This window comes from Streptomyces sp. NBC_01233, assembly GCF_035989305.1.
Classification (GTDB): domain Bacteria; phylum Actinomycetota; class Actinomycetes; order Streptomycetales; family Streptomycetaceae; genus Streptomyces.
On record NZ_CP108514.1, the window covers coordinates 6,214,493 to 6,238,015 of the forward strand.

General features: G+C 71.7%; 24 protein-coding genes. 1 reads left to right on the forward strand and 23 read right to left on the reverse strand.

The window, feature by feature from the left end:
* Positions 1-40: 40 nt before the first annotated feature.
* The 23 genes from OG332_RS29740 to OG332_RS29850 form a co-directional block, all read right to left on the reverse strand.
* Positions 41-1,267 carry an IS110 family transposase gene (locus OG332_RS29740; RefSeq protein ID WP_327419412.1) on the reverse strand — a complete coding sequence of 409 codons (1,227 nt, stop codon included), beginning with the start codon at positions 1,265-1,267 and terminating at the stop codon, positions 41-43.
* Positions 1,268-1,621: 354 nt separating this feature from the next.
* Positions 1,622-2,407: a DUF317 domain-containing protein gene (locus OG332_RS29745; RefSeq protein WP_327416344.1), complete on the reverse strand. Its 786-nt coding sequence runs from the start codon at positions 2,405-2,407 to the stop codon at positions 1,622-1,624.
* Positions 2,404-2,793: a hypothetical protein gene (locus OG332_RS29750; RefSeq protein ID WP_327416345.1), complete on the reverse strand. Its 390-nt coding sequence runs from the start codon at positions 2,791-2,793 to the stop codon at positions 2,404-2,406. Before OG332_RS29750 ends, OG332_RS29745 begins: the two co-directional genes overlap by 4 nt.
* A gap of 277 nt (positions 2,794-3,070) precedes the next feature.
* Positions 3,071-3,838 (reverse strand): hypothetical protein, encoded by a 768-nt coding sequence (locus tag OG332_RS29755; protein WP_327416347.1) that lies wholly within the window; start codon positions 3,836-3,838, stop codon positions 3,071-3,073.
* A 25-nt stretch (positions 3,839-3,863) separates the two neighbouring features.
* Positions 3,864-4,517 (reverse strand): hypothetical protein, encoded by a 654-nt coding sequence (locus tag OG332_RS29760; RefSeq protein ID WP_327416348.1) that lies wholly within the window; start codon positions 4,515-4,517, stop codon positions 3,864-3,866.
* Positions 4,514-5,407: a relaxase/mobilization nuclease gene (locus tag OG332_RS29765; RefSeq protein ID WP_327416349.1), complete on the reverse strand. Its 894-nt coding sequence runs from the start codon at positions 5,405-5,407 to the stop codon at positions 4,514-4,516. Before OG332_RS29765 ends, OG332_RS29760 begins: the two co-directional genes overlap by 4 nt.
* 74 nt (positions 5,408-5,481) lie before the next feature.
* Positions 5,482-5,898, reverse strand: a complete 417-nt coding sequence (locus OG332_RS29770; RefSeq protein ID WP_327416350.1) for a hypothetical protein — start codon at positions 5,896-5,898, stop codon at positions 5,482-5,484.
* A 106-nt stretch (positions 5,899-6,004) separates the two neighbouring features.
* On the reverse strand, positions 6,005-6,478 hold the full coding sequence (locus tag OG332_RS29775) for a hypothetical protein (RefSeq protein ID WP_327419413.1): 474 nt from the start codon (positions 6,476-6,478) through the stop codon (positions 6,005-6,007).
* Positions 6,479-6,704: 226 nt separating this feature from the next.
* Positions 6,705-8,504, reverse strand: coding sequence for a hypothetical protein (locus tag OG332_RS29780; protein ID WP_327416351.1), 1,800 nt, complete (start codon positions 8,502-8,504; stop codon positions 6,705-6,707).
* Positions 8,501-9,643: an AAA family ATPase gene (locus tag OG332_RS29785; RefSeq protein WP_327419414.1), complete on the reverse strand. Its 1,143-nt coding sequence runs from the start codon at positions 9,641-9,643 to the stop codon at positions 8,501-8,503. The genes OG332_RS29780 and OG332_RS29785 overlap by 4 nt, the downstream gene beginning before the upstream one ends.
* A gap of 194 nt (positions 9,644-9,837) precedes the next feature.
* Positions 9,838-10,059, reverse strand: a complete 222-nt coding sequence (locus OG332_RS29790; RefSeq protein WP_327419415.1) for a hypothetical protein — start codon at positions 10,057-10,059, stop codon at positions 9,838-9,840.
* An 860-nt stretch (positions 10,060-10,919) separates the two neighbouring features.
* A complete protein-coding gene (locus tag OG332_RS29795; protein ID WP_327416352.1) occupies positions 10,920-11,345 on the reverse strand; it encodes a hypothetical protein in 426 nt (141 codons plus the stop codon).
* A 27-nt stretch (positions 11,346-11,372) separates the two neighbouring features.
* Positions 11,373-12,509, reverse strand: coding sequence for a hypothetical protein (locus OG332_RS29800; protein WP_327416353.1), 1,137 nt, complete (start codon positions 12,507-12,509; stop codon positions 11,373-11,375).
* A 2-nt stretch (positions 12,510-12,511) separates the two neighbouring features.
* Complete coding sequence (locus tag OG332_RS29805) at positions 12,512-13,276, reverse strand: glycosyltransferase family 2 protein (RefSeq protein WP_327416354.1); 765 nt, start codon at positions 13,274-13,276, stop codon at positions 12,512-12,514.
* A gap of 11 nt (positions 13,277-13,287) precedes the next feature.
* Positions 13,288-13,677: a hypothetical protein gene (locus OG332_RS29810; RefSeq protein WP_266949395.1), complete on the reverse strand. Its 390-nt coding sequence runs from the start codon at positions 13,675-13,677 to the stop codon at positions 13,288-13,290.
* 212 nt (positions 13,678-13,889) lie between these two features.
* Entirely contained in the window at positions 13,890-14,669 is a 780-nt protein-coding gene (locus tag OG332_RS29815) for a hypothetical protein (protein WP_327416355.1), read from the reverse strand.
* A gap of 31 nt (positions 14,670-14,700) precedes the next feature.
* The gene (locus OG332_RS29820) at positions 14,701-16,194 is read right to left on the reverse strand and encodes an ATP-binding protein (RefSeq protein ID WP_327416356.1); all 1,494 of its coding nucleotides are present in this window, start codon (positions 16,192-16,194) and stop codon (positions 14,701-14,703) included.
* A gap of 25 nt (positions 16,195-16,219) precedes the next feature.
* Entirely contained in the window at positions 16,220-16,642 is a 423-nt protein-coding gene (locus OG332_RS29825; protein WP_327416357.1) for a DUF6238 family protein, read from the reverse strand.
* Positions 16,643-16,688: 46 nt separating this feature from the next.
* Positions 16,689-18,146: an SCO6880 family protein gene (locus OG332_RS29830; RefSeq protein WP_327416358.1), complete on the reverse strand. Its 1,458-nt coding sequence runs from the start codon at positions 18,144-18,146 to the stop codon at positions 16,689-16,691.
* A 74-nt stretch (positions 18,147-18,220) separates the two neighbouring features.
* Positions 18,221-19,537 (reverse strand): SCO6881 family protein, encoded by a 1,317-nt coding sequence (locus tag OG332_RS29835; protein ID WP_327416359.1) that lies wholly within the window; start codon positions 19,535-19,537, stop codon positions 18,221-18,223.
* Positions 19,538-19,570: 33 nt separating this feature from the next.
* Complete coding sequence (locus OG332_RS29840; RefSeq protein ID WP_267011056.1) at positions 19,571-20,251, reverse strand: hypothetical protein; 681 nt, start codon at positions 20,249-20,251, stop codon at positions 19,571-19,573.
* Positions 20,248-20,550, reverse strand: a complete 303-nt coding sequence (locus OG332_RS29845) for a DUF6112 family protein (RefSeq protein ID WP_442816381.1) — start codon at positions 20,548-20,550, stop codon at positions 20,248-20,250. The genes OG332_RS29840 and OG332_RS29845 overlap by 4 nt, the downstream gene beginning before the upstream one ends.
* Positions 20,551-20,727: 177 nt before the next feature.
* Entirely contained in the window at positions 20,728-21,840 is a 1,113-nt protein-coding gene (locus OG332_RS29850; protein WP_327416360.1) for a C40 family peptidase, read from the reverse strand.
* An 842-nt stretch (positions 21,841-22,682) separates the two neighbouring features.
* Here OG332_RS29850 and OG332_RS29855 point away from each other — a divergent pair.
* Complete coding sequence (locus OG332_RS29855) at positions 22,683-23,438, forward strand: DNA-methyltransferase (protein WP_327416361.1); 756 nt, start codon at positions 22,683-22,685, stop codon at positions 23,436-23,438.
* Positions 23,439-23,523 lie beyond the last annotated feature (85 nt).

A 23,523-nucleotide genomic window follows, 5' to 3' on the forward strand; every position in this document is an offset into this window, starting at 1 on the left:
CAGGAGCGCGGGGGTGTCAGACACCCCATGTCGTTAAGGGTCAAGGGGTGTGGGGGTGGGCGTGGTGGGACCAGGCGGTCGCTTCGTCGTAAAGGGTGCGGGTTTTGAGGCAGCCGTGGAGGATGCCGACGAGGCGGTTGCCGACCTGGCGGAGGGCGGGGTTGTAGCCGACTTCGCGAGCGCGTTGTTTGTCGTAGTAGCGGCGGGCTCCGGGTGAGGCCCGCAGGGCAGAGAACGCCTGGGTCTGGAGGGCGTCGGCGAGGCGGTTGTTGCGCACGTAGCGGGCCTGGACGTGGTGGCTCTTGCCGGAGGCCCGGGTGATGGGGCTGGTGCCGGCGTAGTTCTTGCGGGCCTTCGCGCTGGCGTAGCGGGTGGGGTCGTCTCCGAACTCGGCGAGCACCCGGGCGCCGGTGATCTCCGCGATGCCGGGCATCGAGAGGTAGATCTCAGCGTCCGGGTGCGCCAGAAAATGCGCCTTCACCTGCCCTTCCATCGCGGCGATCTGCTCGTTCAGCGCGATCAGCAGTCGTGCGTGGGCCGTGGTGGTGGTCGCGTAGGCGGTGGTGACCGGATCGGGCAGGCCGAGCTGTGGTTCGCGCAGAGCGGTGCGGATGGCGGTGGCCTTCGCGTCGCGGTTGTGGCGGCGGTGGCGGGCCAGGACGGCCGTGATCTGGGTGCGGTTCAGCTTCGCAGCCGCTGACGGTGTGGGTGCCTTGATCAGCAGTTCCAGTGCGTCCGTGCTGGTCAGGGTCAGGTCCGCGTAGGCGTTCAGGGCGGCGGGGAAGTACTCCCGCAGCGTGGTGCGCAACCGGTGGAAGGTGCGGGTGCGTTCCCAGATGAGGCTCTGGTGGGCGCGGGCGACGACCTTGACGGCCTGGGCCTGTTCGCTGTCGCCCGCCACTGGCCGCAGCTGGGCCCGGTCGAGGCGGACCATGTCGGCCAGCGCGTGGGCGTCGCCCTTGTCGCTCTTGGCGCCGGAGGATGCGTACCGCTCCTTGAAGCGGACTACCTGGCGGGGGTTGATCGCGTAGACCTGATAGCCGGAGGCGATCAGGGCCTGCACCCATGAACCGCGGTCGGTTTCGATCCCGACCACCACCTCTTCCGGTTCCAGGCCCTCGCCGCCGTGACGGGCGATGAGTTCGTGCAGTCTGGCGATGCCTGCCACTCCTTCGGGCAGGTTCGCGGCGGCCAGCCTCCGGCCGGCCTCGTCCTGGAGCTCGACATCGTGGTGATCTTCGGCCCAGTCGTCACCGATCAGCAGCAACAGACCCTCCCCAGTCACGTACTTCACCCAACAGCGGTGCAGCCAGCGGAAGGCACGGCACGCGGCCTAATGGATCTAGTGCTCACGCCCTGATGGGCGGGCACGCCACCCCATCAGCGGTCTGGCCTCCCGGCCGACCATCAGGGGCACGGTCTGACCCCAGAACTCGAATGGTTCCGGCGGCGATAGTGCTCACCTGCTGGCGGCTACGGAACCGAGCATTCCCCGGTTCCGTAGCTCCCATTAGGCGGTGACTGGGCGGTGGAGGCGCCGGGTGGCGGGCCGGGCCTGGTGGTCGGGGTGAGATGTCGCCCAAGGGCGCGGCCGAGGAGGGGCGACGATGGACCGGGCCGGTCATCGGGTTCTTGCATAGCCGGGTGCCTTGCTGGTCCGGGCACGGGATGAGACCCAGTTGCGGCCCCAGGTGGCGGCGCGGGCGGCGGAGAGGCGGGCCTGCTGCCAGGCGCCGAGCTGGTCGGGGCGCACGGACACGGAGGTCACGCGAATCCGGTTGCTGAGCGGGACGTGTCCGCGCGGGCGCATCACCGGCTCCGGGTCGGCCAGGGCCGTGGTCAGGGACTGCATCAGGTTCAGCGGGGTGCTCGCGGTGGCCTGCACGTTCCACACGGGCCCGTGCTCGTTGCGGGCGCCGACCCACCAGTGGTCCTGGCTGCCGTCACCGCCGGCTTTGACGTACTGCACGACGGCGTGCCGGTCGGGGCTCTGGGCTACGAAGTAGTCGTCCTGCTGCATGCTCCACGACTTCTCGGTGAGCGGCGCCCACACGTTCGGGGCGTGTGCCGAGCGCGGCTTGGTGAGTGCGTCGGTCAGGCCCGCGACGATCTCCACCGGGGTCTGCGGGGTGAGGGTGACCTGCCAGGCCGGCTGATGTCCCTGGGCGGCGCCGTGGATCTGCCAGCCGCCAGGCGGCTGGTAGGCGACGCGCACCATCTGGTCGGGCGAGTCGAAGGCGAGCGTCGTGCCGGACTTGGGGGTGATGTCCTTCCAGCCCGAAGCGCGCAGGAACTCGCTGACATGCCGCAGGTCGCCGCCGCCGGCCAGGTAGCGCGGTTCGATCAAGTAGTGCTGCTCAGCTTGCTGGGCCTGACCCCAGCCGGTCCACTGCTGCTGTCGGCTCACCGGTGCCTCCCGCGCGCCACCAGGGCGGTGGCCTGTGTGGCCGCCGGAGACGACGTGGTCAGGGGGTGGCGCGTGGCGATCTCCTCGAAGACTTCCTGGTGTTCGTCCAGGTCGAGGGCGAGGTCGTACAACGTGTTGGCGGTGCGCCCGAGAGCCAGCCACATCTCCGCCGGGAAGACGCCGCTCTGGGCATGGTGCTTGGTCACGTAGGTACCGGTACCGACCAGGGCTGACAGCCTGCCGAGGACGCCACTGTCGGCATCCAGGACCTGCCGGAGGATCTGGGCGGCCTGCTGCGGGCCGGCCTGGGACAGCCGCTCGGAGAGCTGGTCGAGCTGCAGGGTGATGCCCGCGGTGAGGGCGTCGGCGGTGACGGGTGGGGTCATGGGCGGTCCAGGGTGCTGTGCGTTACCCACGACGGCGGTCAGCGGGTGTGGCGGTGGATGGAGGCGGCCGGTGCGCCAACGTGGCGCGTCGGTGACATCGCTGGCCGGGGCCGGTCGGTGCCTGCGGCTTTGACGACGGCGGCGCGCAGGTAGCGGCGCAGCAGGAAGCGGGCGAGCGCCGGTCGGCGGGCCGCTGTGAGCAGCGGGACACGGGGCCGACCGTCAGGAGTGTCAGCCGATGGCTGGGGGCGGTTGGTCTGGCGCGGGTCGGGCGCGGTCACCGGGTTCGGGCGGTGGTCCGGGCACCGGGCTGGGGCGTGGGTAGCGTGGCCTCCGCGGCCGGGCGGGCGGCGGCGCGCAGCACGGTGGCGATGCCGAGGCGGGCGAGGCGGGCGCCGGCGGCCCGGACGGCGTGGGCCTGGGGCCGGGTGTCGTCCCCGCCGAGCACGTACGCCTTCGCTGCGCTCTCCCAGACGAACCCTTCAGCGAGAAGGACCTCGGCTGAGGGACGGGTGGTGGTGACCGCGGCGAGGGAACCGTCCTCGAGCCAGGTCATCACCACCTGCTCCTGCTGCGCACCGGGCCTGGGCTGCGGGGGGTTCATCGCGTTGTGCCGGACCTGGGCCAGAGCGATGTCGTAGCGCGGCAGCAGATCTGCGGTGACCGCGCGGGCGGCGCGCTCGGCGTCGGCGGGCACGGCGATCCCGTCAGGCTCGCGTACCCCGGCGTACGCCTCGGGGGCGACGCCGGCCGGAGCGATGGCGGCGACGAGGAACTCCTCCTCATGCCGGGGGTGGACGGTGACGTACAGGCTCATGCCGTCGTCGCGGACGAGGTGGGCGTCGGCGCCCAGGGCGTACTCGGCGAGCGCGGCGGCTACCTCGTTGAGGTCCCATACGTTCTCGGCGTGGGTGAACTGCTCCTCGTGCCGGGCGTGCTGGTGGTACTGGATGGTCCAGTGGCCGGGGAGTTCCTCGGAGAGGACGGTGGCGAACGATTCGACGTCGCGGCTGTCGTCGGCGGGCAGGGTATGGGGGGCGGTCATGGGTTCCTCGAACTTGGGGCGGGGGTCATCGGGTCCGTCCGGAGGCGGTAGAGGCGGGTGAGGCTGGCAGGGCGGCAGCGGGGAGGGCTGTGCCAGGCCGGGCCGGGGCCGTGGTGCGGTCGGCGAGTTCGGCGCGGGTGTGCAGCAGGTCGGCGGTGATGGGACCGAGCCGGTGCTCGGCCAGGTAGCGCATCCGGGCCGCGACGTGCCTGTCGGCAGGTCCGCCGAGGCCGTCGTAGACGGAGGCAAGGGAGTGGAGAAGCTGCCCCAGGGAGGCGAGGATGCCGTCGTGCGCGGCGGTCACCTCCTCCAGGCGGTCGGACACCTCGGCCGGGCTGGCCGCTTCGCGGATGGACTCTGCGAGGTTCGCGATCGACCGGCCCGTCGTCACGTAGCGGGGCTGGGTCGTCGAGGTCGCGAACTGCGGGTCGGCCTGTACCCGGTATCCGGCGGCCTGGAGCCGGGCGACGGCGAGCTTGGCCACGGCCGCCTGGTCCGCCTGCTCGACGGTCGGCGACATCCGGTGCCAGGTGACCCCGCGGACCTCACGCAGGAAGAACGTGCGTTCCAGGATGCCGTGGGCCAGCCCGTCACCGCCGTGGGCGGTGATCCGTCCGGTGTCCGCGTCCCTTGTGACTGTGATGGGCGGCGCCTTGCGCGGGGCGGCAGGCTCGTTCACCGGGGCATCGCACGGGCTGAGGTGGCTGCCTGCACGGGCAGTGTCGGCGCAACGGGGGCCGGAGGTGCGGGAGGCTGGAGTCGCGAGGCGATCTCGCCCAGCTGCTCCTGCAGCCCGTACAGGCGGCGGGCTGCCCAGAACAAGTCCCTTGCCGCGGCGTCGGTTTGGTCGCCGGGCAGTGCGGCGGCCTGTCGGCCGACCTCCTCCACGAGCTGGCGCACGGCGGCGATCGGGCCGGACTGCTCGGCGGCGAGTTGCCGCAGGATTCCCGCGAGCGGGCTGGTCGCGGTCGGCACCCGCGGGGAGGCGGTGACCGCCGGGCCGGCTGGCGGGTTCTGGGGGCCGGAACGCTGCTGGGGGATGGAGTGCAGAAGGAGGTCGGCCGCGATGTTTCGCGCCTCGGTGACCAGGGCCTGCAGGAGTCGGCGGGGAGGGGTGCTCCAGGTGCCGTCGGCGCGGATCAGGTTGGCGATCACGTCCAGGCGGCCGGGCTGGCCCTGGACGGCGATCCACCGGCATGCCGCGTCGCCGCCGGGTGGCGCGATCCCGGCGACACGGGCGATCCGATAGCCGATCTCGGACCACTCTGCGTGTTTCAACTCCCGGTCCAGCGGGTGCAGGTGTGCGGTGATGTGGAGGATCGCACGCCGGTCGCCGTCGGGCCCGGAGACGAGTGGGTGTTCCAGTGCCGGGTCGGCGAGATGGTCGGCCCACGTCGCCGACTCCCATATCCGGTCGTCGTCGGTGTAGTGGTCCAGCCGGTTCCAGTGGGCCACCACTGTGCCGCCGGGCTCGGTGGTCAGGCCCTCCTGCACGCTGATCTCGCGGCCGAGCGCCTCTGCGAGGGCTTCGTCGGCGGTCACGTCGCGGGAGTGGACTTCAATGATCATGGTCCCGCTCGGGGTCGGCTTTTCGAAGGGCGGCTGCGGGCCGGCGGCTTCGCGCCGTGGCAGGATGGCGGTGATCACCGGCCGGGGCGGGCGTCGGCGATGTGGAGGAGCTGATTGGCGGCGGTCAGGGAGTACCAGCTGCAGTCCACGGCCTCCTCGGCGTCCCCGAGGCGCTTGACCAGGTATTCCCGCAGCGCCTTCTGGTGCATCAGGCACTCCGGGCACCGCTTGGACAGGTGCACCAGGTAGCGGGGGTGGGCGGTGACGTAGGACCGGTCGCCGCCATGGGGGTCGAGCAGCCGCCATCCGTCCTCGTCGGTCGGGGTGTGCCAGGAAGGGGCCACGATCTTCATCGCGTCGCCCCACAGCTCTCCGCCGGCGGCGCCCTTGAGGACCACGACGTGCTCGCCGGGGCGGAAGTGCTGGTGGGTGATGTCCCGGTTGGGGGTGAGCGGGTCGGGCGGCAGGTACACGGGGCGGGTCTCGGGCACGGAGGTCCTTCCACGAAGACATTGGGCGGCGGTGGAAGACAAAGGGTCCGGAGAATCCCCGGTTTCCGAAACCGGGGATCGGCGGCTATATTGCGCGCCGCCCGGCCTACCGGAACGGGTTCTCCGTGGGCCGGTCGCGGTCGTCGGCGGCCTCCAACAGCTCGGGCAGATCGGTCCCCTCAGCCTCGCGCTGGTCGACCCACCACCCCGCTCTCGTCAGCAGCCGGACCTGCTCCTCCAACTGGGCCCAGTCGGCTTCGTCCCAGGTGCCTTCGGTGACCAGCGCGGCGTACGCGCGGGTCACCAGCTGGTGGCGGGTGCGCTCGCCCCAGCCCAGGATCTTTTCGGGTCCCTCAAGGGGCGGCATGTCGAACTGGGTTGCCCAGTCCGCAGCGGCGGTCTGTTCTTCGGCGCGCTTGGCGGCCAGCCACTCGGCCGTGCTGGCAGCATCCGCCTGGTGATCGGCCCGCCAGCAGTCGGTGCACTGCCGGGCGGCGAGCCAGCGGGCGTATCCAGAGCGCTGGTCCGCCGAACGACTCGACAGGTCATTGGTGTTGGTGTGTCCACAGCTGTGGACGATCTCAAAGGACGTGGGGACCCCCGGGGAATTCCGTTTGATGGGCGTTACGGTCGAGGTCGGGCTGCTGGTCTGAGGCTTCAAATCGAGTGCCTTTCGTTGGCGGTTGGGGTGGTGGCCTGCGTCGTCGCGGAGGGTCATGCATCAGATGCACGATTCATGCGGCGAACGGAGGTGGTCTGGAGTGCTTGGCGGTGGTCTCGGGGACGCTTCCGCCTTCTGCGTCGTCTCAGCGTGTTCTGCGGATGGCCTCTGTGGCCGCCGTGGCGATGGCGACGGGAGCGCTGGAGGGCCGGGGCAGGTGCAGCAAGGTGGTCCCCGGCAAGTGGAGGGACTCCGCGGTGAGGGTGAGCTGGAGTACGGCGCAGCCGGCGGTCGTGAGCTGCTTGACGCGGGTGACGGCTTGAGCGGTTTCGTCGCTGCCGTACCGGGCGTCGGTGACGATCACGAGGAGGCGGCCGGCGCCGGGGCGGCTGAGTTCGAGGCCGTGGTCGAGTGCGTCGATGGCGTCGCCGAGGTTGTGCTGGCCGCCGTTGGCATCGAACGTCGTCACGCGCTCTGGTGCTCGGTGGGTGGGTCGGATCAATGCGGTCAGGTGCCTGTCATAGGCGATGGTGGCGGTAAGGGAGTCGGGGTCGGTCAGGGCTGCTGCGCGTGCCACGATCCAGGCAGCGGACGCGACGGGCGCGCAGGCGGCACGCATGGAGCCGGAGACATCGACGGCGATACCCACACGCAGCGGTGGGGTGGGGGAGTTCCGGCGGCGGGTGTGGGTGAACGGTTCCGCGGTGGGGACCGACCCGGCCGCGCGCTGAGCGTCACGGGCGAGGGCCGCACGCATATTGAGGCGGCCGGGCGGGGTGGGGCTGGTGGTCCGCTCCTCGGTCCGCTCGCGGTAGGCGGCGGCACGCAGGGCGCGGCTCAGGCGTGCGGCGGCACTCTGCTCGGCGGCGGTGGGCCTGCGGGTGCCGGTGACCGGGTTGCCGTAGGGCGCCGGTGTGCCGTCGGGGGCGACGGTGGTGCCACGGGCGTTGAAGACGCTCTTGGCGGTGGCGGCGGCTTTGCGTCGCTGGCCGGCTCGCTGGGCGCGGTCCTGAGCCTGCGCCTTGGACTGCGCGGCCTTGGCGTTGGTCGCTGCGGCCTGTGCCGCGAGGTCGGCGGCGTCGGTGGCTGCCGTGCTGTCCATGACGACCCCCACGGCGCCGGACAGTAGATCGGTGAGGTTCTCCGGCACGGGCAGGGCGGGGGCCGCGGTGTCCAGAGCGTCGCACCATTCTTGAGCGTGCGCGAGCATGGTCGTGGCGTCGTGGTCGGCGCACTGGTGGGCTGCGGTCCAGATGCGGGTGAGTGTGGCCAGCAGGTCTGCGCCCAGCACCTTTTCGCACAGGTCGGCGACGGCCCGGGTCTCGCCGGCGTCCAGGATGCCGACGTCACGGCGGCCGAGGACCAGGGCCGCCACGGCGGCGGCGTGCTCGATGCCCTGGAGAGTGGTCTGGTCGATATCGGGCATGACCAGGGTTCGGGCACTGGTGCGCAGGTACGTGCGGTCCGTGGGCCGCGTGATCAGGTGTGCGCCTTCGACACGGCTCTCCTCCAGCAGGAGCGCGGCCTCGACGACACGGGGGTTCGCTCCGGCAGGCGCCGTCCAGACGGAGTGGGCCGCGTGCGCGGCCTCGTGGACGAACACTCCCCAGGCGGCGGGATACCGCTCCTCGTCGCCCACGATCCGCGGATGGATCTCGTGGGGCTGGAGCGGGGCGAACAGGCCGGCGTCGAACTCGACCTCGCCCAGAGTGGGGAAGAACGCGGCCGGTGCGCCGCTGCGCGTGCCGGGGCGGCAGGTGACAAGGAGGTCCTGGCGGCCGGAGAGGGCGACCAGCCGATCGCCGAGTTCGGCTCCCACGCGCAGCCACGCGTCCGGGGAGGAACGGGGTTGCGCGGGCGGGGCGCCGTCGTCGTCCCATCGCGCGAGGTCGGCGTCGTCGTCCGGCGTGGTGGCGGGGGCCTGGACGTGGTGGTGGGCGCTCATCGCGAGCGGCCCCGGTGCGCGGAGCCGGTGATGCCCGGGGGCTGCCGGACGGCCGAGGCGGAAAGCTGCTTGCCGAGGGTGAGGGGAGCGACCTCCTTGACCCCGACAGCCTTGATGACGGCAGCGGCGACGGCGTCACGATCCTCCAGAGGAGCGATGCCGACCAGGTTCGCGAGCGCGGCCTTGGTGCCGAGGACGGCCTCGGTCTTCTGGTAGCTGAGCAGCTCGCGCAGTTGGGGGGCCCAGCCCAGCTCGCCGAGCTCGACCTGGCGGGCGAGGTGTCGGGCGACCCGGACCACCCGGGCATCTATCCTCAGCGCCAGGGCGAGGTCATAGTCCGTGCCGATCTGGATCTGCACGCTGAACCGGCTCGCGAGCGCCTCCGTCAACACCGCCCCGTGGACGCCGGGATTGTGGCCCGCCACCACGTAGAAGCCCGGCTCGGCCTTGATGGTCTCGCCCTTGTGGGCCTTGACCTGGATCTGCCTGCGCCCGTCCATCGCGGGATACAGCGCCGCCAGGACCTTCGGTGAGATCAAGGTGGCATCGTCGATCAGCAGGGCGCGGCCCTCGGTCATCGCGGTGACCAGCGGACCGTACTGGAAGACGTAGGCTCCCGCGTCGTCCTGTGTGTACTCGCCGATCAAGTCGCCGACCGTGGTGTCGCCGTCACCGGCGACGGTGAGTAGGTCCGGGAACGCCGCCTCGACCAGACTCGTCTTGCCGGTGCCCGGAGGGCCGTAGAGCAGCACCGGCACGTCGGCGTCGCGCAAGCGGTTCAACGCCTCGACGTCGGGCAGGTCGGCCAGCTCCCGGGGGTGGTAGAGCTGGCCCCCCGCGCGGCGGATCGGGCCGGTCTGCCTGGGCGTGGCTGCTGCGGGACTGGTCGTGCGGGCCGTGGCCGCCTGGGCGCGGGGAGAGTGGGTGCCCGGTGGGCTGATCACAGCGGTCTGCGCGGCTGCGGCGGTCTTCCCGTTCGCCCGGAACTCCGGTTGTCCGGTTCCGCCTTGGTCGGCCTCGCCGCGTCGCACCAGGGTGAGGGCGGCGTTGCGGACGGCGCCGTGGGAGTGGCCCAGCTGCCTGGCCATGTCCCCGATGGTGAGCGTGTCCGCCGGCCGGTCGGCCAGCAGTCGGGCCACCTTGGCCCGCAGTTCGCCGCCCTTGGTGCGCGCTGAACTGGTAGGCGTTCCAGGTGTGGTCAAAACGAGGCCCCTTCAACAGGTACGGGTGCGGGCGGGGTGGGCGATGCGCTGGAGAGGCTGGCCGCTCTCGGAGCGGATCACGGACTGTGCCGACATCGGCGACCGGGCCAACCGGGGCGTACCGTCGGCGCTCACCGGCCGACCGAGGGCTCGGTCCAGGTGCACGGGATGGCCGGCGACGAGCAGCTCGCTGGCTGCCGAGCAGGCCCGTGCGTCCGCTCCGTACCGGGTTCCGTCGCTCGGCAGGCGCAGCCGGGCGTCTCTTCGAAGCCGTCCTGGAGCAGGATCCGCCGGGCGGCGGCGTTGTAGCCGGTGGTGGTGATCTCGCCGGTGATGGTGTGCCGGATCGTCATGAACGGCTCTGCTGGTGCTTCGGGCATGGAGGATCTCCTATCGGTGGTGGCGGGAAAGCGGTGGGGTGTTGGGCGAAGGCGAGGCGGGCCCGGAGCTTCCAGCACGTCAACGGTGCGTGGCTGGACCACGAACGATGGGCAATGACTGCCGACATGCTCCAGGGCGGGCCTCACCGCCCCTCAGCTACCTGACTCGCCTTTCGGCACGTTCTGATAGCCGGGTGTACCAACAATGGCCACGGAGAACTCCTTGCAACAGAAGGGGTGGAGGGCTGGACCGGTCGCGTGAGCCGGTCGCACAGCGGTATGGCGAGGCGCCCAGGAAGCCGGGGGCAGTCGGCGCCCGCGACGGCCAGCGGGTCGGACTCATGCCCGGAGGGCGGGGTGTCTCCAGGGCCTTGTGAAGCGCTCCCCCCGAAGGGCCAGAGGCCCATACCGACTCCAGCAGGCCCTGCTGTGCGTGGCGTTCCGGATGCGCGGTCACCATCACCGTCCACCGCCCGGGCAGGGCGTGGGCGATGCGGTCAGCGACATCGCCGAGGAAGGGCCGCTCGCTGAGGATGACGGCGACGTCGAGGTCTTGCGCGCTCTGACGCAGCTGGTGCAGTGCCTCGCGGGCCTGGCTGGGATCGTCCAGGGGCAGTTGGTGGATTCCGTACTGGTCCGCGGTGAATCCGGCGAGGGTCAGGCAGGTCTCGGCCCACTGGTGACGCGCTCCGGATGCGTGGCCGGTCAGGGTGCCGGCAGTGGTGCGGTGGAGGGTGATGGTGGCGGTCGGCGGCAGGGCAGGTGTCCTTGGGTCGGGGTAGGGGTTGTGTCGGTGCGGTGTGGCTGTCAGGCCGGGGAGGGGCCCGTCGTGGTCACCGGGTTCGTCTGGCAGCCGAGGAGTGGGCGCCGAGGGTGGGTACGGGCACGGAGGCAACCTGGGGGGTGCTTACGCGGTGCTGCGGAGGTCGGGCGGCGGCGGCCCGGGCGATGCGAGCCAGCCGTTCGGCCGCGGAGTTCGCTCGGACCGGGGCGTTCGCCGGGGCCGTTTCGGCTGGATCGAGGGAGAGGTCCGCATGCACGGTGAACCCATGTCGGCGGAGGTCATGGACGGTCTGCCGGGCGCGGCGCCGCAGGGCGTGATCGGGCTGGGTCAGCCGGAACAGATCCGCTCGGCCCGGTACTGGTTCGAACTGCTCGCGCTCCAGGTACCAGGCCGCGAGGTGGGAATTGATGGCTGTGGTGGGACGGGCGACCACACCGTGCTCGGCGTGCAGCCCGAAATGGAAGTGCGGTTGCATGGGGGGCGTCCTGATGGTCGGGGGAGGTCATCGGCTGCGGGGCGCTCGTCCGGGGACGGAGGGCGCGGCCTTGGCTGCAGCGGGAAGTGCAGGCCGGACCGTGGTCGCAGGGCCGCCGGGTCGGGTGGCGCGGGTCTGCCGCAGCAGGGCCGGCGCGTCGGTGCGCCATCGGCGGAGGGTCTCGGCTGTGCCTGGCGGCAGGGCGGCAGGCGAGGACGGTGCCGCCGGCCACGAGGGTTCCGCCGCGTCCGGGTGAAGGAGCTGGTGGAGGCGGTCCAGGGAGGCGGAGTCCTCGGAGCCCGACACGGGGCGCACACGGGAGAGGAGTTCAGCGGCGTGGGGGCGCACGCGGCGCCACTCCACGGAGCTCTCTTCGAGGTACTGCTGCTCGGTGTGTCCGAGCGCGGCCGGGTCCAGGCGGGTGCCGTCGCTGTAGAGGCTGGACTGCTGGATTGAAGTCCACTCCACATGGAGTTTCTCGAGCCTGCCGTGCGCCGCTTCGACGGCAACCAGCAGCCGTTCGTGGACTGCCTGCTCGTACGCGGGCAGGAATGTGCCGGTGACCAGGCCGGCGGCGTGGGCCGCTTCGGAGGGCAGCACGACTGAGCGGGGGGCGTGCGGGTCGGCGTAGTTGTCGTCGAAGGAGGCGCTCGCGAAGGCGCCGAGCAGGTACTCGTGGGCGCTGCCGAGCCGTTCGACCAGGAGGAGTTCGATGCCTGCGCCGTTTGTAAGTTGGGCGGCGTACGGGATGCGGCCGTGTTCCACCGAGTCGATGAGTTCGCCCGCGTCCCACAGGAGCGGGACGAGGTCTTCCTGCCACACCGGGTGGGCGTAGACCTCGACCTTCACCGTCCACGTCCCGGGCAGGCCGTCGGCCAGCGCGGTGGCGTAGTCGCCCAGGTACGGGCGGGCGCCGCCGAAGAGGAGCACGCGGTGTCGGCGCGCGTTCTCCGCGAGAGCAAGCAGGTTGGGCTTTGCGCTGTCCACGTCGCGCAGGGCGTACGTGCCGTCGGGGCGCCGCTCGAATCCGGGCGTGAGCTGAAGAGCGGTGTTGGCCCACCGGTACTGCTCGCCTACGGGGACGGCGACAAGGCCGTCGGCCGGGCTGAGGGCGAGGATGATCTGTGCCAGGCCCCTGGGGCGGGGCGTCGTGCGGTCGTCCATGCTCACGCCCGGCTGGCGAGGGCGTTGCGCAGGCCGTGCCCGAACGCGTGGGCATGGCGGCGGGCGGCCAGCTCCAGCTCCTCGTACTGCTCGCCGCGGGTCATCTGACCGTCGTGCTTGCGGTACCGGTAGACGGGCAGCGGGAGCAGCACGCCGGGGCCCAGCGCGGTGACGCCGACGGCTGCCATGTAGTCCTCGCCCTGGACGAGTCCGCCCATGCCGCCCGCCGCGCGCACGAGGCGGGTGCGGGCCAGGATGGTCGTCGGCCCGACGGGGATGGTGTCCTGCGGCCGGGGCCAGTACGTCACCACGTCGCCGGCGGCGTGATAGCCGGGCGGGGCCGGGCATTCCCACAGGCGCCGGGAGCGGTCCGGCAGCCAGTCCTCGCTGTATCCGGCGACCCACCCGAGCTCGTCGGTGAAGGTCTCCAGACGTACGCCCAGGCTCCAGTCGGGGAAGACGTCATCGTCGTCGGCCCAGTTCACGAACTCGGTGCGCACCTCGTTCAGGCCGAGGTTGCGGGCGCAGGCGGCGCCGACCGGGCGAGGCAGGGCGAGGGTCCGGATCCGGGGGTCGGCGGTGATCGGGGCAGGCACGAGGGCGGGGTCGGCGCCGTCGAGGACGAGGACTGCCTCCCAGGGCACGGTCTGCCGGGTGAGGCTGGCGTGCATCTCCTGCAGGTAGGGCAGGCGCTCGGGGCGGAGCTGGGTGGCGATGACGACGGTGATCTGCGGGGCGGACAGAGATTTCTCCGGAGTGCGGTCCATGGGCGGGGCGTTCAGCGGGTGATCCGCGGTCGGGCGGGTGCGGGTGCCGGGGTGACCGGCTTCGTGATCTTCAGTGGGGCGGCGGGGGCCTGGATGGGCGCGGGCCGGTTCGAGTCCCACAGCGAGGGGGTGCCGGAGATCCGGGAGAGGGGGTCAGTGTCCCAGGACACAATGGGACCGCTGTCGTACCAGGTCAGGGCGATGACCTCGATGCCGTGGTCGTGTAGGACGTAGCCCCATTCCAGGCCCATGGCATCGGCGTTGGCGTCGGTGACCGGGATCGGCTTCGCGGGGGTGCCGTCAACGTTGAAGACGTTGTCGAAGGGTGCGCTCGGACCGAGGTCGCTGCGGGGGTCGAGCCGCTCCCGGACGCTGTCGGGGGCCCGGTCCAGGAGGTCCATGCCGAGCTGCTTCCAGTCGTGGGGGCCATCGATGAGGTGCCGGCGAAGGGCGTCGAGGTCACCGCCGAAGCGGTAGCGGGCGGCGCCGAGCAGGAGAGGGAGCTGATGGTCGGGGTAGCCGTCGTAATGGCAGTAGATGCCCTCGTAGCCGGTACCAGTGGGGCGGGCGATGAAGCTGCGGGTGCTGATGGAGGATCCCTTCGTGCAGGTGGTCAGCGGGCGCGGACGACAGGGGCTGCGGGCAGTGCGGGTATGGGCCGGGCCACGGCCGGTGGGCGGGGTCGCGTGGCGGTGGGCGTGGCGTGACGCAGGTTCACGCCGATTCCCGCTGCGGCGAGCCGGAGTGCGACAGCCTGGATGCGTACGGCGCGGTCGGCCTCGCCGTAGGAGGCGGGGAGGAGGAACGCGGCCTGGTGGGGCACGTACTGGAATCCGTGGACGTACAGCACTTCCCTGGCTTCCTCCAGGACGTCCTCGTACGGCGCCCCGACCACCCCGTCCTCGTACCAGGTCAAGGTGAGGGTTCGGTCGACCTGCGGCGGGGCCTTGCGGTGCGGGGGCTCGGGCCGGTCGACGAGACTGCGGCGCACCGCGTCGCGGGCGGATTCGTAACGGGGCAGCAGCCGCCGCGCGATGTGGGCGGCGGCACGGACGGGATCATTGGGGACCGCGATCCCGTTGGGTTCCTCGATGCCCACGAAATGGTGCGGCTCGACGTCGGGGCCCAGCGGAGCGACGACGAACTGACGTGGCCGCAAAGGCCGGTCGGTGACGTAGAGGTGTTGGCCGTCCGGACCGTGGAGGACGGCCTCGTGGCCCAGGACGTACTGGCTGACGATGTACTCGACGTGGCCGCGGTCCCAGAGACGGTCGATGGTGGCGCACTGGTCTTCGAAGGTGAGGTGCAGTCGGTAGTTGCTCGTCCACTGCCCGGGGAGACGGGCGGCGAGCGCGGAGGCGAACAGGGACAGGTCGGCGCGTGCTGAAGGCATGGGTTCCCGGGTTGGTTGAACGATTCTGCGGTCAGTGCATACGGGCGTCTGTATCGAAAAGTTGCAGTTCAGCGGGGTGCAACTGGTGCTGAACCACGAAACTTCGACCTGCGACCTTCCACAGACCGCGGCCCCTGGTCAGGTGGGACAGCGCTCCGGATTCGACGCTGGTCAGACCGAGGAGTCCGGCGGCGGCTGCGAGCTGGTCGGTCTCCTGCCGGTAGATCACGCGGGTGGAGCAGTCGGCCAGCAGGCCCTCGGCCAGGGCCCGGCTCTGGCTGCCGGCGTCGCCCGCGGTGAGCAGGTCGGACAGCCGGTGGATCACCATCAAGTTCGCGATGCCCAGGCCGCGGCTCAGCTTCCACTGGGCCTGCATGCGCATCAGGAGTGCCGGATGCCTCATCAATCGCCACGCCTCGTCGTAAACCACCCATCTCCGGCCGCCGTACGGGTCGGTGAGGGCTGCCTCCATCCAGGCGGAGGCGCAGGTCATGGCGAGCACGAGGGCGGAGTCGTCGGTGCCGCCCAGGCGTGAGAGGTCGATGGACAGCATGGGCCGGTACGGGTCGAAGGCCGTGGTGGAGGGAGCGTCGAACATCCCGGCCAGGTCACCGAAGACCAGTCGGCGCATGGCGTGGGCGAGGTCGCGGGCTGCGTCTCCGAGGCGCCCGGCCAGCAGACCGCCGGCCAGGTCGAGACCCGGCCCGTCGGCGAGGGCGTGGGCGACGTCGCCGAGCAGCGGGGGCCTGCCGGACGCCGCAGCCCGGGCGACGGCGGTGCCGAGCGCGACGTCTAGGACGGTGTGCTCCATCGGCAGCAGGTCGCGGCCGAGGACCGTACGCGCCAGGGAGCCGAGCAGCAGCAGGCGGCGCTTGCGCACCTCCCCCTCCCACTCCGCCTCCGGTACCGAGGGAGGCCGGGGAGGCGCGTCCAGCGGGTTCAGCCTGCCGGGGAGCCCGGGCCCGAGGGCGATGGACGCCCCGCCCAGGGCGTGGGCGACGGCCGTCCATTCCCCCTTCGGGTCGCACGGCACGTACACCCGGTACCCGAAGGCGACGGAGCGCAGCGCCAGGCTCTTGGCGAGCGCGGACTTCCCCTGCCCGATCACACCGGCCAGCAGCACGTTGGGATTGGTGAAGCCCTCGACCTTTCCGTACAGCTCGAAGGGGTCGAACGTGAAACTGCCCTCCGCGTGGAGGTCTTTGCCGATGTAGATGCCGTCGGCGCCGAGTCCGCCTTCGGCGAGGAAGGGGTAGGCGGCGCTCGCAACGGCGGTGGTCATGCGGTGGGCGGGGAGCTTGAGGCGGCTGCCGCGGGCGGAGAAGGGGCCCGGCCGCCCTGCGGGTGGGTAGGCCGCCTCGGGGTAGACGGCCTCGGCGGGCTGCTGCTCGGAGCTGGGGCCGGCGGCGGCGCGGGCGCGGGCCTCGGCGCGGGCGGTCTGCTTGCGCAGGGCGCGGCGCTGGGCCCGGCCGATGCCTTGTGGCGTGAACAGGGGGGTCGCGCTGGCTTCTCGGCGGTGGGACAAGAGGACGCTTCCGGGGTGGTGGCGGTCAGGACGCGAGGTCGGCGGGGGTGGTCTTGCGCCGCACTACGTGGGAGGCGGCGAGGTGCCGCTGGCAGATGGTCAGCACGGGCGGGCCGTCCGGGAGCCGCTCTGGGTGGCAGCCGGTGCCGTCAGACGCGGCGGGGAGCAGGTGGAAGGCGGCGTGGACGGCGTCGGCTGCCTGCCACAGGCGGGTGTGGGCCGTGGCCAGGTGCCGTCCAGAGGCGGGTCGTTCGGGCTGGGTGTGCTCGGCGAGCTGGTCCAGGAGGCGGTGCAGGTCGGTGAGGTGGGCGTGGAGGGTGTCGAGGTGGTGTCGGTCGCTTGGCTGACTGGCACGGGTGGCGAGGAGGCGGGTGTGGTGGCGAAGGCCGGCGGTGGCCGCCCGGAGGTACGGGTGGGCGTCGCCGACGGGGTGTTCGTCAGGGGACAAGGGGCTCCTCGTGGAGGGGGACGCCGGGGGCGGCGGGCGGATGGGACTAGAGGGTGTTGCGGGCGAGGGGGAGGGCGCAGGTGGTGAAGGCGTCGGTCTGCTGGAAGAGCAGGCGCCGCAGGTCGACCTGGGCACTGGCAGCGGCGGTCTCCAGCTGGGCGCAGGCGGCGTCCAGGGCCTGGTCGGTGTCCGCGGAGACGGTGAGCAGTCCGGTCAGGGCGACGTCGGCGTGTCCGGAGATCAGTTGCTTCTCACGGGTCTTGACGTCGGCGTACTCGACGTTGTCGGCTTCGGACTCGACCTGGCCGCGGCGCCGTCGCTCGGAGGCGTCCGAGATGATCGCGGACTTGCGCCGCTGGACGTCCCGCAGGGCGGACTCGATGCCCTGCGGCGCGTATATAAGGGAGAAGCTGCGGCGGACGCCGGTGCTGAACATGATGCTGTGCAGGAAGCCCGAACTCGTCTCGGTCCTCGGCCAGTTCTCGATCCAGTACGTCGCGTGCCGGGCGCTGTCGGTGATGACCCGGTCGTTCTCCTCGACCTGGGCGACAGGGCCGGCGGCGGCCGGGTCGGCTTCGGCGCGGCCGGTGGAGGACCACTGCTGCAGCCGGGCGGTGGCGGCGGGGTCGTACGCGGTGCGCAGCACGGCGGCGATCTCGCGGGAGCCGAGCCAGCCGGTGACGGTGAGCCCGGCGCCGCGGGCGGCCTGGGCGACGGACGCGGTGGTCTGCCCCATGACGGTGAACGCGCCGTGGAGTCCTCCGCCTGCCTGGCCGATCAGGCGCTTGGCGGCCTTGAGGTCCAGGGCGATGGCCAGGTATGCCTCGTGGGGTGCGGCGGCGGGGCCAGCGGAGTCGACGAGCGCGGAGTAGATGTGTCCGGCCACGGGGGCCTGAGGGTTGCCGTGCTCGGTCCAGTGCCGGGCCAGGCTGTCGCCGGAGTCGGGCACGGTGCGTTCCAGGACTTGGACGGTGGCGACGTGCCCGGTGCGGGCGATGCCGGCGAGCGCCCTGCCCCAGGCGCTCACGTTGGCGTTCTGGGTGGCCGGATCGAGAAGTGCGAAGGCGCGGGAGCTCACCCGGGCGACGGCGGTGAGGGTCTGGCGGTGGGGGTCGTGGATCGCGGAGGCGCCGGAGGCGGCGGTGGCCACGCGCAGGGAGGCGGTGGTGCCGGGCAGGTGCAGCAGTCCCTCGACCTGGGGGCGGGAGACGGGCCGGGCCCGCCACATGGTCTGGCCGGTACGGCGGCGGTGGGCGTAGCGGGCCACCAGCGGCGCCCAGTCGATCAGGGACCGGCCTTCCCGGCGCACGCCGACCAGGACGGCGGTGGTGATCCAGACGGGGGCCAGTGCGACGGCGCCCATCAGGCCGACGGTCAGCACGGCCACCAGCAGCAATGCCAGGGTCGAGGAGACGAGGACGAGCTGCGGGAGGGAGAGGCCCAGCAGGATCCCGCGCCGTGACCGGGTGGGGAATTTGACGGTGAGGGGGAGGACTTCGGACAAGGACGGTTCCCGGGGCGGGTCGGCCCGGGGCAGGGAGTGTGGTGGCCCTGCCCCGGGGTGGGCTGGCGGAGGGACTACAGGCCGGTCGGCGAGCCGGTCTGGGAGGCGCTGTCACCGTTGGCCGGAGCGCCGTGGGCCGGAGGCATCGGATCGGCGGGCGCACTGGTGCTCCACCCGCTCTGCTGGGATCCGGGGCCGCTCCAGCTCGGCGGACCGTCTGCCTGGCCGGTGTCCTGGCCGCTTCCGGTCCGGGCCTGCGGGGGCGCGGCCTGCTCCATCAGGTCGTGGAAGCCCCCGCCGGAGCTGCCGCCGGAGTCGCCCTTGCCCATGTCCATGCCGCCGGTCGGGTTGGAGGCGATGTCGCCGGGGAAGCCCCCGCCGCTGCCCGCAGCCTCGGCGCCACCACCGGCAGCGCCGGCTCCGGCCGCCGCGCCGCCGGTGGCCGCCGCAGCAGCCTTGCGCGCCGCGTTCTCGGCGTGCTGACGGGCAACCGTCGCGCCGGCGCCGCCGGCGCGGTGGAGGGACTCGCCGTCGGTTCCCTCAGCGGCCCAGTGCACGAACTTGAACGTCATGTACGGGCACAAAAGGATCATGAGCATGATGACCATGCCTGCGGCGACGTCCGCGAGGGCGGCAACGCCGTCCTTGGCTTCGGTCTTGCCCATGGCTGCGATGCCGAGCACGAAGATGATCGTCATCAGCAGCTTGGAGACGACGAGGGTGGCGGTGGCCTCGATCCAGCCGCGGCGCCACCGTCGGGCGACTTCCCAGCCGCCGCCGGCTCCGGCGAAAATGGCCAAGGTGACGAGGATCAGGATGCCGACCTTGCGGACCATCATCACGCCCCAGAACAGGAACGCTCCGATCGCGCTGCCGAGGGCCGCGACGACTGCGACGAGCCAGCCCATTCCGGCGATGGAGCTGATCTGCTGGACCTTGACGATCCTGCGCACGGCGGAGGAGATGTCCGTACCGGAAGCCGCGAACAGCCCGTTGGACAGGGCGTCGACGACTTCGATGGCGACGGTGGTGAAGGCGATGGCGCAGAAGGCGAACAAGACGCCGGAGGCCGTTCCGGTCACCGCTTGGGCGAGGGCTTGGCCGTCGCGTTTGATCGCGGCTCTCACCAGCTGCGCACAGAACGTCGCGACGAGCATCAGCAGGCCAATCGGCAGAATCGTCTCGTAGTTGTCGCGGAACCATCCCGCGCCGAGGTCGATGTTGGTGGTGCGGTCGATGGCCTTGGACGCGAGGTCCGCCGCGGCGGCGGCGACGTCACCGGCGCTTTCCGCCATCCACTTCCCGATCGCGCCGACGGGATCGGAGGCGAAGTCGATCACATCGCCGGCCTTGCAGAGGTAGCCGGCGACAGGCAGGTCACAAAAGCCCACGTCGGGCGTCCTTTCGGGAGGTACAGGCGGTGGCTACGGGGCGACGCGCGGGGCTATAGCGACCAGGCGGCAGTCCTTGCCGGGTCGGCACTGGACGGCGAGGGTGATCTGCCGGTCTTCGGCACCGCCTCCGCCTCCGTTCCAGGCGAGCTGGGTTTTGCCGCGCACCGTGACGGCGTAGATGTACGCCTCGGTGATGGCTTGCGGGTTGTCGGCCAGGGCCTGCTTGAACGCGGACGGAAAGTGCGCCTCCGACGTGGTGGCGCTGGCGTGCTGGCCGTTGTCCTTCAGCCGTGACCACAGCACCGGGTCGGGGATCTGGGCCTGGACGGAGTCCCAGTCCGCGTATGCGGACTCGCCGGTCAGCCAGCTGTGCATGCCGGCGAGCTGGGCGTCGCGGCTGGTAGTGCGGGCGTCGAAGGTCCACAGCATCACCGCGCTCGCCCGGGCGAACGCGAGCGGATCAGAGATCGGCGGCGGCCCGGCGACCGTGGACCCTCCTGCGGGCGCTGTCGGCACGGGAGCGGAGGAGGCCTTCGGTGCACCGGTCGGGCTGGTCTGCTTGCCGGATGCCTCGGGGCTCTGGTGGCTCCCGGTCCACCAGGCGACGGCGCCGGCGAGGACCAGCAGCGCGGCCAGTACACCGGCGAAAAGCAGGACGCGCCGGGGTGGCTGCCAGCCCAGGCCGAGCACGTCGAGGGAACGTTTCCTCATCGGACCTGCTGGCCGAGCGCGCTGAAGAACGCCACGATGCCGTTGGCCGCGCCCAGGCCGAGAGCCGAGGCCGCGGCTACGACCGCGCCCTTCTTGCCGTTGGCTTCGGCCTGGTGGCCGCCGGAGTGGTGGCCCCAGGCCCAGACGCCGAGGCTGACGGCCAGGGCGCCGACCACGGCCACGATCCCGAACAGGTTGATCGAGTTCACGACGGTGCGCAGGACGTCGAGGCCGGGCAGGCCGCCGCCTTTGGGCGAGACGCCCGGATCGTAGGCAAGCAGGGTGAGGCGTTCGGGCAGGGGTGGGGTGAGATTGGCGGGGGAGATGGTGGTGCGCTCCTTGCATGCGCAGGACACGACGGGCCCTGCCGGGGAACAGGAAGGAAAGGGGGGAGAGGGGAGGGGGAAGGGGCGCTCTGCGGCGCGAAGGTGGTCCGGTCCGCCCGGTGCCTCAAGGGCTGGCCGAGCGGACCGGTGTCACGGGAGACGGCGTGCGCTGTGGGCGGCGTAGTCGGCGAGGGTGCTGAAGCGGACCGGCTTTGTGGTGCGCGGGGCCTCGATGACGTAGCCGTGGCCGGCGTAGATGCCGACGTGCTCGGGGACCGCCGGGGTGCCGCGGCTGAACACCAGGTCGCCGGGGCGAAGTTGGTTCAGCGGGACGGCGTGGCCTTCTGCGATCTGGGTGTACGTGGTCCGGGTCAGGGTGATCCCGGCCTTCTTGTACGCCTGCTGGGTCAGCGAGCTGCAGTCGCAACGGCCCATCGGGTCCGGACCGTGCGGATCCAGGCACGAGCCGCCCCACTGGTAGAGGGTGCCGAGCTGGTTCATGGCCCAGGTGATGGCCGTCTTGGCGCGGGGGTCGGCGTCGGCGGGGATCGAGTACCCCTTGGGGACCGCCCCTTCGGGGATCGGTCCGGAGCCGCTGCCGTCTTCGCCCGGGGTGCACGGGTCTGTCGCAGGGAGGCGCGGGGTCTGGCCGTCGGCGGGCGGCCCTGAGCCCTTCAGCGTCGGGGCGATGGCCTGCTGCAGAGCGCGGGCGAGAGGCTCCCACTGGGCGTAGGCGTTGGGGAATCCGCTCAGCTGGACGGCCTGCGCGGCCTGGGTGACCGTCATCTGCTGCCAGCCGGGGACCTTCAGCAGGCCCTGGTAGAACTTCGTGCTGGCGTAGACGGGGTCGCGGACCTGGGCGGGGGTACCCCATCCCTGGCTGGGCCGCTGCTGGAAAAGGCCCAGCGAGTCGCGGTCGCCGTAGCCGAGGTTGCGCAGCCGGGATTCCTGGATGGCGGTGGCCAGGGCCACGATCTGGCCGCGCTCGGGCACTTCGAGCGTGATGCCGGTGGCGACGATGGTTCGGGCGTGGGGAATCTGCTCGGCGGGCAGGTCCAGGCCCTCGACGTGGACGTTCTGAGCGCCTGACCCGCCGAGGACGGCGGTGACCTGGCGCCGTACGGCGTCGGTGTCGACCGAGTCGGTGACGCAGGAGGTGCCCGGGCGTGAGGAGTGGCTCGCGGCTGCGGCGAGGACGGCGGTGCCAGCGAGCAGCGCGGGGGAGAGGCAGAGCACGCCGATCGCGGCGGCGATGCCTTTCACTCCCGGGCGGCCTCCGGCCGGCGGGCTGCGGGGATGTCACGTGGGGATGGAGAGGAAGGGGCCACGGGGAGGTCCTCGGGGTGGGCCCCGGCCGCACGGTGTGAAAGGGGGAGGGCCGTGCGGCCGGAGCGGTGGAGGTGGGCGAAGAGCCCCGGCTCGGGTGCGTGTTGCCTCACACACCCGGTGGGACGGGGGAGGTTACGGGCGGAACATGGGTGTGCCTCCTGGGACGTTCAAGGAGTGGCCCGCAGCGGCGGGCTGGTGAAGAGCGGGACGGCGGGGCGTCTTACGGGCGGAACATCAGCGAACTCCTGGAGGGGTGCCGGGGCGGGAAGCCGGGATCGAACTGGGGTGCCTGGTGGGCGTTGCCTCGCCCACCAGGGCGGAAGGGGATTACGGGCGGAACATGAGCGGCACCTCCTCGGCCGGCGCAGTTGTGGGGAACACGGGCGAGGTCAGCAGGGGCGGTACATGGGCGGCCTCCCTGTCAGGGTCTGCGGCGGGCGGGCGGGCAGGGAACGGCGAGGCGGCAGCGATGGCTGCGTGCGGGGTCACGGACGGAACACAGGGGCCTCCTGCGGGAGAGGGGGGAAACGGGGAAGGGTCGCCATCAGCGGTGTCCGCCGGGCAGTGACAAGACAGTAAGCCCGAATCCCCGGTCACCGAAATCACGGGCGGAATCCGCCTGATTTCCGGGGTTCTTGGTCGGCGATGCGTCTCAACCGGGAATCGTCACCTACAGTTTGGGACCTCCCCGCGCCGCCTGCCCGCATGTCTTGCGATGGCCGCCGCACGGTCTGGAGCCTTCCCGTCTGCATCCCTCACCGAATTGGGGTTCCCCTTTGTCGTTTTCCCTTCACCAGGGCGACGCGCTCAGCGTGCTCGCGACTCTGCCCGACGGCTGCGCCGATTCCGTCATCACCGACCCGCCGTACAACAGCGGCGGCCGAACCGCCAAGGAGCGCACGAGCCGCTCAGCCCGCCAGAAGTACGTCTCCGCGGACGCCCAGCACGCCCTGCCGGACTTTGTCGGCGAGAACATGGACCAGCGCTCGTACACGCTCTGGCTGACCCAGATCATGACCGAGGCCCACCGGGCCACCAAGGTCGGGGGCACGGCGCTGCTGTTCACCGACTGGCGGCAGCTGCCGGCGACCACGGACGCGCTCCAGGCCGCTGGCTGGCTGTGGCTGGGCGTCCTGACCTGGCACAAGCCGCAGGCCAGGCCGCAGAAGGGTAAGTTCCGGCAGGACTGCGAGTTCATCGTCTGGGGCGCGAAGGGCAAGATCGACGCCGCCGCGAACCCGGTCTACCTGCCCGGCTTGTACAGCGCCTCGCAGCCCTCGGGCAAGGCTCGCCGGCACATCACGCAGAAGCCGGTCGAGGTGATGCGCGAGCTGGTGAAGATCGCCCCTCTCGGCGGCACCGTGCTCGACTTCTGCGCCGGATCGGGCAGCACCGGGGTCGCCGCGCTGCTGGAGGGACGCGACTTCATCGGCATCGAGAAGACGAAGGAGTACGCGGCTGTTGCCTCCGAGCGCCTCACCGAGACCGCCCATCAGGTGCATTCCCAGGACGATTTCGACCTGACCTCCTGACCGAGCTGCACCACAGCCCGATCTCGTGGCAGGCGGAATATAGCGGCAGATCCCCGGTTTCCGAAACCGGGGATTCTCCGGACCA